This window comes from Candidatus Pelagibacter sp. HIMB1715 (assembly GCF_052047595.1).
GTDB lineage: Bacteria > Pseudomonadota > Alphaproteobacteria > Pelagibacterales > Pelagibacteraceae > Pelagibacter.
The window spans coordinates 102,366-115,990 of sequence record NZ_JBNAJY010000003.1; the positions used below are offsets into that span (position 1 = coordinate 102,366).

The window sequence follows — 13,625 nt, forward strand, 5'->3', positions numbered from 1 at the left end:
GTGAAGTCAACAGCTCATTTTATCTAATGTTATTTTGGATATTTAATTAAAATTATTTAGGATCTAAAGCTCTAGCATCAACACTGTTCCAACCAATATTGATATCCTCTTTTACTTTTAGCTCAAGATTTGAGGTGCTATTTGGTACTTTTAAAATAAACTCAGAACTACCAAGTAAGTCCAGTCTAACTCGTGTGTGGTCACCATGATAGATAACTTCTTCAATTTTTCCAGTAAACATATTATCCATTTTATCTTTTGGATTTATTAAAGCTCTTTCTGGTCTTAAAGATACTGTAGTTTTTTCACCTTTTGATTTTACAGAAATAGGATTAGCTAATATTTCTGCATTACCTAATTTTACTTTACATGTATCCTTATCAATATCAGATACTTCGCCATTAAAAGTATTATTTTCACCTATAAACTCAGCAACGAAAGAGTTTACTGGTTTCTCATATAATTCTGCTGGATCGGATAACTGTTGAACTTTTCCATCGTTAAATACAGCTATTCTGTTTGACATAGTAAGAGCTTCACTTTGATCATGAGTAACGTAAACAACAGTAACACCAATACTTTCGTGGATATGTTTAATTTCATACTGCATACTCTCTCTTAAATTTTTATCTAAAGCACCAAGTGGCTCATCCATTAAAACAACGGCTGGATCAAACACAAGTGCTCTTGCAACAGCAACCCTTTGTTGTTGTCCACCAGAAAGTTGTGCTGGCATTCTAGACTCAAATCCATTTAAAGAAACCATCGACAAAGCTTTATCTACTTTTTTATCAATTTCATCTTTTTCAACTTTTCTTACTCTTAAAGGAAAGGCTAAATTTTCATAAACTGTCATGTGTGGAAATAGTGCATAATTTTGGAACACCATTCCAATTCCTCTTTTGTGAGGTGGGATGTTGGAAATAATATTTCCGTCTAATAAAATTTCTCCATTAGTTGGAGTTTCAAATCCAGCTAACATCATTAAACAAGTTGTTTTACCTGAACCAGATGGTCCAAGCATCGTTATAAATTCACCTTCAGCAATATCTAATTGTAGGTCTTTAACGACAAGTACTTTCCCGTCATAACTTTTATCTACTTTATCAAATTTTACGAATTCTGGATTTTTAGACATAAAGTTGATTATTAAACATTTGTGAAAGTAGATTTCAATAGTAAATTAACTCTTGATATGAAGCTCTTTTGGAAAATTACAAAATAACTCTGACCCGTTTTCTGTAACCCTAATAGCCTCAGATGCCTCAACACCCCAGTCACCAAACTGCATCACAGCAATCATATGAAAACAAACATTAGGCTCAAGAACTGTCTTGTCTCCTTTATATATATTAAGAGTGTGCTCTCCCCAATCAGGAGGATAACCAATCCCTATTGAATAACCAGTTCTTGATCTTTTTTCGATACCGTATTTATCAAGTATTTTCCAAAAAGCTTGAGCAACATCATCTACAGTGTTTCCTGCTTTAATTGCGCTAATACCAGAGTTTAGGGCTTCAATAGTTTTATTCATTGTATCAATTTTTAATTGATTAGGTTTTCCAAGTAAAACTGTTCTAGCCATTGGTGCATGATACCTTTTATAAACTCCAGAAAGTTCAATAATTGTTGCTTCTCCTTCAACGAATTTATCTTGTGTAGCTGTTAAATGTGAAGCAGAAGTACCTTTTCCTGTTGGAAGAAGAGTTGCAATACTTGAATATTCACCGCCAAATTCTTCAGTTCCATAAAATAGTGCTTTTTGAATTTCACCAACTGCATCACACTGTCTAACACCTGGTTTAATAACTTCCATTGCAGTTTTCATTCCTTTTTCAGAAATTTTTGCTGCAGATTTCATGTAATTTATTTCTGCATCAGATTTTGTAAATCTTGCCCAATTCACCAATCGATCACTGTCTTTTATTTTGGCATTTGGCAAACCTTGTTTTATTTTTTCATAACAAAAAGCAGTAAAATAGTGAGCATCCATCTCTAACCCGATTGATAGATTGTCCCATTTTCTCTCTTTAATTATTTCAACTAATCTATCGTAAGGATGTTTTGGCCAAGTATGAATGTATTCTTCATCATACACTAAAATATTTTCATCTTTTAAATAAGTTTTTATATAAGCCCCACCTGCGTCTTGAGCTCTAACAAAACATAATGGCTCATCAGCATTTACATGAACGATTGCACATTGAGCATAATAGAATGACCATGCGTCATAACCAGTTAGATAATATAAATTATTAGTGTCATGAGAAATTAAAAGTTCGATGCCTTTTTCTTGCATCATTTTTTGAACTTTTTTTAATCTTTGTTTGTATTCTTCTTTAGTAAATGACATTAGTTTGCCTCAAATAGTTTTCCAAATCCCTCAACAGAGTTATTTTTATTTATTTTTACAAGTGTATCCCAAATTAATGCTTGATTGCTAGATAAAACTATTGTGTTTAATTTTTTTTCAAGTTTATCAATAATTGGTAACACAGGTAATGCTGTACACGAAACAAACAAAGCCTCTGCCCCATTTAAATCAATTTTAGATAATACTTCATATAAATAATCTTGATCTACTTTGCCAATGTCATAATCAGCTTCGATATCAAAGTAAGAATTAGAAGTAATTTCAAAACCCTCTGTTTTAAAATAATTTAAAACCTCATCATTTAGTTTTTTACTATATGGTGTGAACAAAGAAATTTTATTTATATTTAGTTTTTTTAAAGCTTTAATTGCCGCAGTGCTAGGCGTTGTAACATCAGCCATTGGTTTTGCTGCTTTTACTTTTTGTTCAATAGAATTATATCCAGCTGCAATGGTTCCAGAAGTGCAACCATAAACAACACAATCAATATCTTGATCTGGTAAAATATCTTTTGCAACCTCAGTTACTTTATTAGACATTTTAATCAGGTTTTCTCGAGTTAATGGATTGTAGCACTCAATACGGTTTACAAAAAAATCAATTTCCCTATCTTTTATGACATTAATGAAATCTCTCTCAATCATAAAATCACTTGCAAGAGCTATTAAGCCAATTCTTGGATTTGATTTACTAATGTATTTTGGATCTATTTTTGTTGAATTCATATTTTAAAAGATGAATATACCAGAAGTTCTTTAATAATCATTAATATTAAATTAACGAAATGAATTTAAAAGATACCTTCATCGCATCGCTGGTTCCAATTTTTTTAGGCTTTGGTTTTGTCATTGCAAAACCAGCATTCGAGTCTTTTCCACCAATTTTATTAATGGGTTTAAGATTTATATTTGCAGCTTCAATTTTAATTTGGTGGTTTCCAATACCAAGAGGCTACTTGCTAAAAATCTTCATAGCTTCTTTAATAGCTAATACTTTGCAGTACAGTATTACTTACTCTGGTTTGGACTTAATTGATGCATCTTCTGCAGTTTTATTAGTTCAAATGGAAGTACCTTTTGGAGTTATTTTTGCTTACTTTATGCTTAAAGAGAAACCAACAATTAGAGCATTAATTGGTATTGGTATAGCATTTATCGGCGTTTATGTTTTAACTGGCTCACCAAATTTAGATGGAAAAATTATCGGTATTGGATTGACGATATTAGGCTCTGCTATTTGGGCTCTTGGGCAAGTAATGGTGAAACCTTTAAGTAAAGAAATTAATCCTTTAGCATTGGTTGCTTGGATGGCATTATTTTCTGGTCCAATTTTAATTTTATTATCAGCAATCATTGATGGAAATACTATTGAATATTTTGCTAATGCAGAAATTAATCATTGGATAATTGCAATCTACATTGGTTTTATAATGCAGCCAGTTACATATGGTTGCTTTTATTATGTCATAAAAAATAATCCAATTTATAAAGTTCTACCCATTGTAACCATGGGAATTCCCCCAACAGGATTATTGGCTGCGATTTTTCTTTTAGGAGAAGAGCCAACCAAAGAACTATTCATTGGTGGAGTAATAATAATTATTGGTGTCATATTAATAGTTTTTACAAAAAATAAAAAAGAAGAGGTAAAATAATGAAGATAGGTTTTATTGGTCTAGGAAATGTAGGTGCTAAACTTGCAGGAAGTTTATTGAGAAATGGATTTGACTTAACAGTAAGAGATGTAGACCAAAATTTAACAGATCAATTTAAAAGTTCTGGTGCAAAAGTTGCAAACTCTGGAAAAGAACTTGCAGATCAAGTTGATCTTGTAATTACTTCTTTGCCATCTCTAAAAGTAAGCGCAGAAGTTATGGAAGCTGAAGATGGAGTACTTCAAGGCCTTTCTGAAAATAAAATCTGGCTTGAAATGAGCACTACTGATGAAGCTGAAGTAAAGAGAATTGGAGAAAAAGTAATTGCAAAAAATGCTATACCTTTAGATGGCCCAGTAAGTGGTGGTTGTCATAGAGCTGCAACTGGAAATATTGCAATTTTTGTAGGTGGTGAGAGAAAAGCATTTGAAAAAATTTTACCTGTCTTAACAGTCATGGGTAGAAAGGTGTTACATACTGGTGAATTGGGTACAGCAAGTACTCTAAAAGTAATTACAAATTATTTAGCTTCAGTACATTTGGTTGCTTTAGGAGAAGCTTGGACAGTTGCAAAAAAATCTAACCTAGATCTTGAAAAAACATTCAAAGGAATTGCTGCATCATCAGGAAATTCATTTGTTCACGAAACAGAAAGTCAAGTAATCTTAAATGGATCTTATAATATAAATTTTACAATGGACTTAGTTTTAAAAGATACAGGTTTATTTGATGATCTGGCCAAAAAATTAAATGCTCCACTAGAGATATCTCCAAAAGTTGTTGAAATATTTAAAGATGGACAAAAAAAATATGGATCTAGAGCGTGGTCTTCTATGATCGTAAAAAGGATGGAAGATTTAAATAATATTGATTTTAGAGCTAAAGGGTTTCCAGAAGAATTAGTTGATAATGAGCCCGAGGAAAAAGGATATGAAATCTAAATAGTATGCTAAAATAAAATCATGTTAGATAAAAGAAAATTTTATATTGATGGTGAATGGGTAGATCCAATTAAAAAAAATGACTTTGATGTTATCAATCCATGTAATGAAGATTCTTGTGCAGTAATTTCTCTAGGGTCTACAGAAGATACAAATAGAGCAGTAAAAGCTGCAAAAACAGCATTTGAAACTTGGAAAGAAACCTCAAAAGAGGAACGAATTAAATTATTAGAAAAATTATTAACTATTTATAAAAAAAGATTTAATGAAATGGCAGAAGCTATTTCATTAGAAATGGGTGCTCCAATGGATTGGTCAACTGATGTTCAAACAGCATCAGGAAGAGATCATTTAGAGGATTTTATATTAAGACTTAAAAATTTTAACTTCGAAGAACATTTTGATGAAAAATCAAATAACCATATTTGTTATGAACCAATTGGAGTTTGTGGATTAATTACTCCTTGGAATTGGCCAATAAATCAAATCGCTCTTAAAGTTGCTCCAGCATTTGCAACTGGTTGTACAATGATTTTAAAACCCTCAGAAATTGCTCCGTTATCAGGAATGCTATTTGCTGAAATGATTGATGAAGCTGGATTTCCAAAAGGAGTTTTTAATTTAGTAAATGGTGATGGTGCTGGAGTTGGATCAGATATTTCAAGCCATCCTGATATTGATATGGTTTCTTTTACAGGCTCAACAAGAGCTGGAAAGTTAATTTCTAAAAATGCCGCTGATACAATTAAAAGAGTTTGTCTTGAACTAGGTGGTAAAGGTGGAAATATTGTTTTTGCTGATAGTTATAAAGATGCAGTGAGAGATGGTATCAGAAATGTAATGAGTAATTCAGGACAATCTTGTGATGCACCTACAAGAATGTTGGTTGAAAAATCTATTTATGAAAGAGCAGTAAAAGAAGCGGTTGATGAAGCTAATAAAATTAAAGTTGATCAAGCAACTAAAAAAGGAGATCACATTGGTCCTGTAATTTCAAAAGTTCAGTACGATAAAATTATAAATCTTATTGAAAGTGGAATTTCCGAGGGAGCAACTTTGGCTGCTGGAGGACCAGAATTGCCAAATGGTTTAAATAAAGGATATTTTATTAAACCAACTATTTTCACAGATGTTACTAATGAGATGAGAATCGCAAAGGAAGAAATCTTTGGGCCTGTTTTATCAATTATTCCGTTTGATACTGAAGACGAAGCAGTAAAAATTGTAAACGATACTTCTTATGGTTTAGGAAATTATCTTCAAACTGATAATAAAGAAAAAGCACATAGAGTTGCAAAAAAATTAAGATCAGGATGTGTCTACATAAACGGTAATGCAGCTGATGTTGGAACTCCTTTTGGTGGTTATAGACAATCTGGAAATGGTAGAGAAGGAGGAGTTTGGGGATTGGAAGAATTTTTAGAAGTAAAAAATGTAACTGGATGGAATTAATTTGAATTTCTTAAATACCTCAATCTTCCAATAATTTCATCACGATCCATGTAATATCCTTGAAGGTGTCTATGACCAGAATTTGGATCAAATTCTGTTCTCCCATGAAGCAACCTTCTATTGTTGAAAGTAAATATATCTCCTGGCCCTAATCTAAATTTAATTTGAAATTTATCATCGTGTAATAAATTTCCAAATCGATGGTGAGCTTTGTAAACTTTGTCCATTAAATCAGGATGGCAATCTAGGGCATCCATAGTTGCAACACTAAATCTAATGTCATGATAATCATTATCTTTAGTCAAAGAAATTGCTGGTGCATAATAACTTCTTACCGATTCTTGAGTATAGTCCATGTCTCTAAATTTAAGGTGAACATTAACTAGTGTATCAAAAATTTCCTTTTCATTTTTTTTTAAATAATCTGCTACCGCAAATCCATCTACAGCTGAGGAATCTCCTCCACTTGCAGAATTAACTAAACAGTGAAGAAATTGATATCCTGGAGGTGTTTCAAACCAAGGTAAATCCATATGATTTCTCAAAGCATGTGCTGTGTAAGCAGAATTATTTGGTTTTGGAATATTAATTACCTCAAATGGAGTTTTAAAAAAAGTTTCTCTAGTATGACTAATTCTATTTAAAACTTTAAACCCAGAGTTCTCATCTGTCGGTGCATTTTTTACAATTGCAATTCCAGTATGATGCAAAAGTTCCAACCATTTTATCAAGCCTTCATCTGAATTAACGATTTCATCATGATCAATTTCTACAGATTTTAAATGATCTTGAAGAGAATTGTCCCAAAGCTTGTAGGGTGATTTGTATTCTAAATTGTTCTTAATTGTATAACAATTGTCTCTCAACCATTTTTGATCATAATAACTAACATGATCTCCTTCACTCCATTCAATTTGAAGTTTACCATCATTGTTCAAAGAAAATTTTTTAGGATTTATATCTTTAGATACTTTGAGAATGTTAAACATTCTATGACGAGAATCTTTATCGTGTGCTGTAGGACAATTATCTCTTAACCATAAATAATTAAACTTGCTTTTTTTTCCATCACTCCAATCAACTTCTAAATTAGTAGAATTTTTAGTTATATTTTCAATTTTATAATTTTGTTCCATCAACTTTTATAATTTGAATTTTCACGATCTAATTTTCTTAATAATGCAGCCCACTCTGTTTTTCCATCATAATTATAGTCATCTGAACTACTCATATTGTCCCAAAAATAAGCAGCTTTTTGTTTGTCTATTTCATGTTTAGTTTGTCCCATAGATAAGTTTTTAACCTGAACAGTGCATGCTTGTTCTAAATAATAAGCTCTAAAAAATGCTTCTGCAGCAGTTTTACCTACCGTGTAGTATCCATGATTTCTTGTAATTAAAATATCGTGCTTCCCTATAAGATTTTCAAATTTTTTTCCAAAATCTTTATCCTCAACAAATTCGTAATCGATATATCCAATTAAATGATTTAAATAGACTGCTGCTTGTGAAAGATGCATCAAACCTTCTTTAGTTCCTCCAACTGCCATAACATCATTAGCATGTCCGTGAACATAAAAGTTAACATCAGAACGTGAATTAAAAATCCATTGAGCAAGATTGATACAACCATCATTTAACCATGGTCCATCTGAATTTATTTTTCTACCATCTTTATCAATCTTTACTAAAGATGATGCTGTAATCTCTTCATAAAACATTCCATAAGGATGAACAAAAGAACAATCTTTATCTTCAGCTGATCTAGCTCCAGCACATTGATTAGCTAAATCTGTCATCCCATACATGTGTAAAATTCTATAAAGAGCTGATAGTTCACATCGAACATCATGATCTGATTTGGTCATAAATTAAATGATTATTTAAATGACTAACAAAATCAAACAAAATCGAATTTTTAAAAATCAATTATAAGTTGTATAGAAATTGTTTTACATTATGCTCTATGAACTGTTAGAACTTAATTGATGTCAAAAATCGAAATCAACAACGTATATAAAATCTTTGGTAATAATCCAAAATCAGTACTTCCAATGGTCAAGGAAGGTTCAACTAAAGATGAAATATTAGAAAAAACTGGGCACACAGTTGGATTAGATAATGTTTCTCTTAAGATTGAAGAAGGTGAAACGTTTGTTTGCATGGGTCTTTCGGGCTCAGGAAAATCTACATTAATTAGACATTTAAATAGACTTATAGATCCAACTGATGGTGAAATTTTGGTTGAGGGCACAAATGTGATGTCGCTTGATAAAGAAAAGCTAATTGAGTTTAGAAGACACAAAATGAGTATGGTCTTCCAAAGGTTTGGTTTATTCCCGCACAAAACAGTCTTGCAAAATGTTGGATATGGTTTGGAAATGCAAGGTAAGTCCGAAGATGAGAGAAATAAAATCTCAATGGAAAAAATTGATGCTGTTGGATTAAATGGATTTGAAAATCAATATCCAAATCAATTATCTGGAGGAATGCAACAGCGAGTTGGTTTGGCAAGAGCATTAGCAACAGATACGGATATAATGTTGATGGATGAAGCTTTTAGTGCTCTAGATCCACTAATAAGAAGTGATATGCAAAAACAACTTATTGATCTTCAATCAGAATTAAAAAAAACAATTGTATTTATTACTCATGATCTTGATGAGTCATTGAGATTAGGTGACCATATTGGAATTTTAAATTCAGGAAAATTAGTACAAGTTGGAACGCCAGAACAAATTATAATGAAGCCTGCAGATGATTACGTAAAAGCTTTTGTTAAAGATGTGAATAGAGCAAAAGTAATCAAAGCAAAAATAATTATGAAAAATTTAAATGATTCTGAAAATATAGATAAATCAAACGTTATTAAAGTAAATGAAGATCAATTTATTGAAGAATTTTTACCTCAAATAGTTTGTTCAGACTCAAATTGTGAAGTAGTTGATAAGAACGGTAATATTAAGGGTTATATTACTAATCAAGAATTACAGTCTTCTTTAACTAAATCTTAAAATAATATTATTTAGCAAATCTTTTATATTTTGGAAGTTTGTCATTGATTTGATAAAAATCTGACTTTGAACCTACAAATATATTTCTAAAAGTTTTTAGTTTTGTTTTACCATCAAACATTCCTGCGGAAATTGAAACATTGTCAGATTTATCAACTTTAAAAAATATACTTGCCCCACATTTATTGCAAAAACCTCTCTTGGAATTCTTAGATGAATTAAACCACTTTAAAGTGGTTTTGTTTAAAAATTTAAGTTCTTTGTCTTTAATATTTGTATAGGCTCCAAATACACCATGAGTTTTTCTGCATTGCACACAATGGCAATTAGATACACTTCTTAGTTTATTAAGTGTTTTAAACTTTACACCTTTGCATAAACAACTGGCTGTTAATACTTTTTTCATAAAAATCTTATTATATGATATTAATATTAAATTAAAAAATTAAATGTCAGTTTTTCTTAAAAGCTTCAATATCACAAAGAACTGGGTTGATTATAACAAACATATGAACATGGCTTATTATGTTTTGATATTTGATGAAGCATGGGAAGTGGCACTTGAAAAATTTAAAATGGGAGCAAGTGCAGCAAAAAATCTTAATAGAAGCACTATGGTTGTCGAGACAAACACTAAATATCTTAATGAGGTCAAAGAAGGTGAATCAGTTGATATAAACCTTACTTATTTTGACCATGATAAAAAAAGATTACACTTAAAAATGGAAATGATTGCAAGAGAGACAAAAAAAATCTCAGCATCAATGGAATGGATATCTCTATATATTGATCTCAGCAAAAGAAAGGTAACAGAATTCGAAGAAGAAAAGTTGAAGTTGATGGCTGCTTTTGTAAAGGAAAATGAAGCTAAATTTTCAAGTGAAAATCTTTTGTTCTCTTCAAAACTGAAGAAATAATTAAATATTATTCATTATCTTATTTTGGTATAGGTGCGAAATGAGTACCGATAATAACTCTAAAGGAATTGTTCTTATTATTATTGCAATGACTTTATTTGCAATGCAGGACTCACTAATCAAATTTATATTTGAAAAAGCAGCATTATATGAAATTTTTTTTGGCAGATACTTTGTTGCTGCAATTTTACTGTTTTGCTACATCAAATTTAAAAAGCAAAAGGTTAGTTTAAAAACCCACTATCCAATATTAACTTTGGTAAGGGTAGTTTTACACTTTTTGGCTTTTTCAGCGTTTTTTATTTCTCTTACTTACATGCCATTAGCAACAGCTAATGCACTTTTTTTCTCCTGCCCTTTTTTTGTATCAATCTTTGCCAAATTTTTTTTAAAGGAATTTATTGGTATTAGAAGATGGTCTGCAATTGTATTTGGTTTTATAGGGGTGTTTATAGTTTTAGATCCAAATTTTTCAGATTTTGAATACAAAAGTCTACTTCCAGTTGGATGTGCATTTTTTTATGCAGCCTCTATGACAATAACAAAATATACCTCTGACAAAGATGATGTAAACACTCAACTATTTTATTTCTATTTAATTGCGCTCATATTATGTGGAGCTATTTATCTCTTTATGGGCAATGGTCAGTTTAACAATTCTAATTTTGATCCAACAACTCAATTTATTTTTAGAGAATGGTTTTCTAACTTTGATTACACATGGAAATTTATATTATTTTTTGGTGTAGCGGCATCAATTGCTTTTCTTTGTATATTTTCTGCATACATAGTTGCATCTCCATCAGTTGTTTCTTTATTTGAATACTCTCTAATTATAATGTCGATGATACCAGGGTATTTCCTATTTAACGAGATTCCATCTGGAAGAACATTTCTAGGTGTTGCGTGTATAATAGCAGCTGGAATATACATATATTTAAGAGAGAAAGTCAGAGAGCAATACATTGCTACAGAAACACCTGTTAGAAGATGACCAAAAATTATATACCCACAATTAACATATCATCACTTATCAAAAATAATTTTGAGACCCGGAGTGCGTTAAAAACAATTAAAGAAATTGAGAAAGCTTGTGTATATATAGGTTTTTTTCAAGTGACTGGACATGGTCTTAATTTGAAAGAAATTAATAAAATATGTGGAATAGGAAACAAGTTCTTCAATTTGTCAGACAGCAAAAAAAAGAAACTATCACCAAAAAAATGGAATAAAAAAAATAAAAATCTCTATAGAGGATATTTTCCAAGTGACGTAAATGGTAAAGAAGGATTGGATATAGGAGATTTAAAAGTTACCAAGAAATATTCAACAAAAACCAAAAACCAATACATTGAATATTTAGATCTAAATACATGTTTTAACAAAAATTCTATTGAGGCCTTAAATAAATATTTCGAAAATATTTATAATTTAAGTGAAACTTTGTTTAAAAGTGTCATTAAATTAAACAAACTTAATCCAGATCTTTCAAGAAAAGCATTTTCAAGATTAAAAACACTAAGCACTTTAAGGTTTAATTATTATCCAAATCAAACAAAGCCAGTAGAAATTTCAAAACAAGATGGAGTTGCACTTGGATGTGAAACGCATGTAGATAGTGGAATATTTACAGTTCTATACCAAGATAAAAAAGGTGGTCTTCAAGTACAGAATAGAAAAACGAAAAAATGGTATGATGTGCCATTTAATAAAAAAGCTTTGGTAGTAAATACAGGAAGAGCTTTAGAGTTTTTAAGTAAAGGTAAATTTAAAGCTACAAATCACAGAGTACTATGGAATAAAAGCAAGAGACTTTCCGTTCCATTCTTCTTTGAGCCCTCTTATGACTTTAAAATGAATAAATCTTTCCTTAATTCAAAAAAATATTCTAACACAGGTAAGATTTATGAAAAATTTTTAAATCAATCTTTAAAAAAATTTATCGAATACCAGCGTTAAAATAATTTAAGTCGTTGAAAAATTATTATTACATTTTATAAACAATTCAGTTTGATGTCTAAAGTATTTGATTTATTCATAATAGGTGGCGGTATAAATGGAGCTGGTATAGCAAGGGATGCTGCTGGAAGAGGTTTGTCGGTATGTTTAGCTGATAAAGGTGAAATAGGAGGCGCAACCTCTTCTTGGTCAACAAAGTTAATTCATGGTGGCCTTCGTTATTTAGAAAATTATGAATTTAAATTAGTAAGAGAGTCTCTTAAAGAAAGAGAAATTGTTTACAAAATTGCAAGACACATCTCAAAACCAATTCCATTTATTATTCCTCATACTGATAAAATTAGATCAGCTTGGTTAATTAAATTTGGTTTGCTTTTGTATGATAATTTGGGTGGGAAAACTAGAATTCCAAAATCAAAAACATTAGATCTTAATAAAAAATTTCCTAATATTCTTAAAGAAAAATACAAAACTGGTTTTCAATATTACGATATTCAAATTGATGATAAAAAACTAACAAAACTAAATGCTAAAGATGCAAAAAGAAATAATGCCAAAATTCTAGAATACAACAAGGTTAAAAAAGCTGAAATTATTAATAATGAATGGGTCATTAGTCTTCAAAATAGAAAAAAAATAAAATCGAAAGTTTTAATAAATGCGTCTGGACCATGGATAAATGAAACTTTGCATAAAAGTATAAAAATAAAATCTAAAAATAAAATAAGGTTAGTTAAAGGAAGTCACATCATCACTAAGAAATTGTATAAAGAAGATGTTGCATTTACATTTCAAAATACAGATAAAAGAATAATATTTGTAATTCCCTACAAAAAAAAATTTTCATTAATTGGAACAACTGAAGTTGAGGTTAAATCGCCAGAAAATACTGTAATATCAAAACAAGAAACTCAATATTTAATTCGATCAGTAAATAATTATTTAAAAAAACAAATTAGCAAAAAAGATATAGTTGATACTTATTCAGGAATAAGACCTCTAATAGAAGATTTTAAAGAGGCCTCAAAAGTTACAAGAGATTATGTTTTTGATTTAAACATTGTAAAAAAATTACCACTTTTAAACATTTATGGAGGAAAACTTACTACATACAGAAAATTATCTGAGAAAGTTCTAATAGATCTTAAAACGTTTTTACCAAAAACAAAAAAAGGCCCATGGACAGATAAAAAGAAACTTTTTTAGATTCCCACACCTATTAAAAAGTGATATCGTTATTTTATAAAGCGATACATAACTCGTCGTTAAAATCAAAGATTTACGAAAGTGGGATCGGTCGTCTTTAAATTAACTT

Annotated in this window: 14 protein-coding genes; 8 read left to right on the forward strand and 6 right to left on the reverse strand. The window is 30.3% G+C overall.

The features are described from left to right. Nucleotides 1–52: 52 nt before the first annotated feature. Genes ACTTAY_RS01130 through ACTTAY_RS01140 form a run of 3 tightly spaced genes read right to left on the reverse strand, consistent with a single transcriptional unit; the run spans nt 53 to nt 3,099 of the window. Nucleotides 53–1,138 (reverse strand): ABC transporter ATP-binding protein, encoded by a 1,086-nt coding sequence (locus ACTTAY_RS01130; RefSeq protein WP_440672053.1) that lies wholly within the window; start codon nt 1,136–1,138, stop codon nt 53–55. A 45-nt stretch (nt 1,139–1,183) separates the two neighbouring features. Continuing rightward, a complete protein-coding gene (locus ACTTAY_RS01135; RefSeq protein ID WP_440672054.1) occupies nt 1,184–2,353 on the reverse strand; it encodes a M24 family metallopeptidase in 1,170 nt (389 codons plus the stop codon). Further along, nucleotides 2,353–3,099 (reverse strand): maleate cis-trans isomerase family protein, encoded by a 747-nt coding sequence (locus ACTTAY_RS01140; protein WP_440672055.1) that lies wholly within the window; start codon nt 3,097–3,099, stop codon nt 2,353–2,355. Before ACTTAY_RS01140 ends, ACTTAY_RS01135 begins: the two co-directional genes overlap by 1 nt. Before the next feature lie 59 nt (nt 3,100–3,158). Here ACTTAY_RS01140 and ACTTAY_RS01145 point away from each other — a divergent pair, with 59 nt between their 5' ends. The 3 genes from ACTTAY_RS01145 to ACTTAY_RS01155 are packed head-to-tail and all read left to right on the forward strand — an operon-like array spanning nt 3,159 to nt 6,421. Continuing rightward, a complete protein-coding gene (locus tag ACTTAY_RS01145) occupies nt 3,159–4,028 on the forward strand; it encodes a DMT family transporter (protein WP_440672056.1) in 870 nt (289 codons plus the stop codon). Continuing rightward, a complete protein-coding gene (locus ACTTAY_RS01150) occupies nt 4,028–4,969 on the forward strand; it encodes an NAD(P)-dependent oxidoreductase (protein ID WP_440672057.1) in 942 nt (313 codons plus the stop codon). The genes ACTTAY_RS01145 and ACTTAY_RS01150 overlap by 1 nt, the downstream gene beginning before the upstream one ends. Nucleotides 4,970–4,990: 21 nt before the next feature. After that, nucleotides 4,991–6,421, forward strand: coding sequence for an aldehyde dehydrogenase family protein (locus ACTTAY_RS01155; RefSeq protein ID WP_440672058.1), 1,431 nt, complete (start codon nt 4,991–4,993; stop codon nt 6,419–6,421). Here ACTTAY_RS01155 and ACTTAY_RS01160 read toward each other — a convergent pair. Beyond that, a complete protein-coding gene (locus ACTTAY_RS01160; protein WP_440672059.1) occupies nt 6,418–7,557 on the reverse strand; it encodes a TauD/TfdA family dioxygenase in 1,140 nt (379 codons plus the stop codon). The two genes, ACTTAY_RS01155 and ACTTAY_RS01160, sit on opposite strands and share 4 nt — an antisense overlap. Then, nucleotides 7,557–8,288, reverse strand: a complete 732-nt coding sequence (locus ACTTAY_RS01165) for a class II aldolase/adducin family protein (RefSeq protein WP_440672060.1) — start codon at nt 8,286–8,288, stop codon at nt 7,557–7,559. Before ACTTAY_RS01165 ends, ACTTAY_RS01160 begins: the two co-directional genes overlap by 1 nt. Nucleotides 8,289–8,408: 120 nt before the next feature. Between ACTTAY_RS01165 and ACTTAY_RS01170 the strand changes: the two genes are divergently transcribed. Next, nucleotides 8,409–9,434 (forward strand): quaternary amine ABC transporter ATP-binding protein, encoded by a 1,026-nt coding sequence (locus tag ACTTAY_RS01170; protein ID WP_440672061.1) that lies wholly within the window; start codon nt 8,409–8,411, stop codon nt 9,432–9,434. 7 nt (nt 9,435–9,441) lie between these two features. Here the strand turns inward: ACTTAY_RS01170 and ACTTAY_RS01175 are convergent, their stop codons facing one another. Then, complete coding sequence (locus ACTTAY_RS01175; RefSeq protein WP_440672062.1) at nt 9,442–9,840, reverse strand: GFA family protein; 399 nt, start codon at nt 9,838–9,840, stop codon at nt 9,442–9,444. Between the two features lie 43 nt (nt 9,841–9,883). Between ACTTAY_RS01175 and ACTTAY_RS01180 the strand changes: the two genes are divergently transcribed. The 4 genes from ACTTAY_RS01180 to glpD are packed head-to-tail and all read left to right on the forward strand — an operon-like array spanning nt 9,884 to nt 13,516. Next, complete coding sequence (locus tag ACTTAY_RS01180; protein ID WP_440672063.1) at nt 9,884–10,351, forward strand: thioesterase family protein; 468 nt, start codon at nt 9,884–9,886, stop codon at nt 10,349–10,351. A 40-nt stretch (nt 10,352–10,391) separates the two neighbouring features. Further along, nucleotides 10,392–11,345 (forward strand): DMT family transporter, encoded by a 954-nt coding sequence (locus tag ACTTAY_RS01185; protein WP_440651754.1) that lies wholly within the window; start codon nt 10,392–10,394, stop codon nt 11,343–11,345. After that, entirely contained in the window at nt 11,342–12,310 is a 969-nt protein-coding gene (locus ACTTAY_RS01190; RefSeq protein ID WP_440672064.1) for a 2OG-Fe(II) oxygenase family protein, read from the forward strand. Before ACTTAY_RS01185 ends, ACTTAY_RS01190 begins: the two co-directional genes overlap by 4 nt. A gap of 54 nt (nt 12,311–12,364) precedes the next feature. Next, nucleotides 12,365–13,516 carry a glycerol-3-phosphate dehydrogenase gene (gene glpD / locus ACTTAY_RS01195; RefSeq protein WP_440672065.1) on the forward strand — a complete coding sequence of 384 codons (1,152 nt, stop codon included), beginning with the start codon at nt 12,365–12,367 and terminating at the stop codon, nt 13,514–13,516. The last annotated feature ends 109 nt before the right edge of the window (nt 13,517–13,625 follow it).

Coding starts and splice junctions, on each gene's coding strand:
- ACTTAY_RS01130 (WP_440672053.1), bottom strand. CDS start 1,138: ATGTCTAAAAATCCAGAATTCGTAAAATTTGATAAAGTAGATAAAAGT.
- ACTTAY_RS01135 (WP_440672054.1), bottom strand. CDS start 2,353: ATGTCATTTACTAAAGAAGAATACAAACAAAGATTAAAAAAAGTTCAA.
- ACTTAY_RS01140 (WP_440672055.1), bottom strand. CDS start 3,099: ATGAATTCAACAAAAATAGATCCAAAATACATTAGTAAATCAAATCCA.
- ACTTAY_RS01145 (WP_440672056.1), top strand. CDS start 3,159: ATGAATTTAAAAGATACCTTCATCGCATCGCTGGTTCCAATTTTTTTA.
- ACTTAY_RS01150 (WP_440672057.1), top strand. CDS start 4,028: ATGAAGATAGGTTTTATTGGTCTAGGAAATGTAGGTGCTAAACTTGCA.
- ACTTAY_RS01155 (WP_440672058.1), top strand. CDS start 4,991: ATGTTAGATAAAAGAAAATTTTATATTGATGGTGAATGGGTAGATCCA.
- ACTTAY_RS01160 (WP_440672059.1), bottom strand. CDS start 7,557: ATGGAACAAAATTATAAAATTGAAAATATAACTAAAAATTCTACTAAT.
- ACTTAY_RS01165 (WP_440672060.1), bottom strand. CDS start 8,288: ATGACCAAATCAGATCATGATGTTCGATGTGAACTATCAGCTCTTTAT.
- ACTTAY_RS01170 (WP_440672061.1), top strand. CDS start 8,409: ATGTCAAAAATCGAAATCAACAACGTATATAAAATCTTTGGTAATAAT.
- ACTTAY_RS01175 (WP_440672062.1), bottom strand. CDS start 9,840: ATGAAAAAAGTATTAACAGCCAGTTGTTTATGCAAAGGTGTAAAGTTT.
- ACTTAY_RS01180 (WP_440672063.1), top strand. CDS start 9,884: ATGTCAGTTTTTCTTAAAAGCTTCAATATCACAAAGAACTGGGTTGAT.
- ACTTAY_RS01185 (WP_440651754.1), top strand. CDS start 10,392: ATGAGTACCGATAATAACTCTAAAGGAATTGTTCTTATTATTATTGCA.
- ACTTAY_RS01190 (WP_440672064.1), top strand. CDS start 11,342: ATGACCAAAAATTATATACCCACAATTAACATATCATCACTTATCAAA.
- glpD (WP_440672065.1), top strand. CDS start 12,365: ATGTCTAAAGTATTTGATTTATTCATAATAGGTGGCGGTATAAATGGA.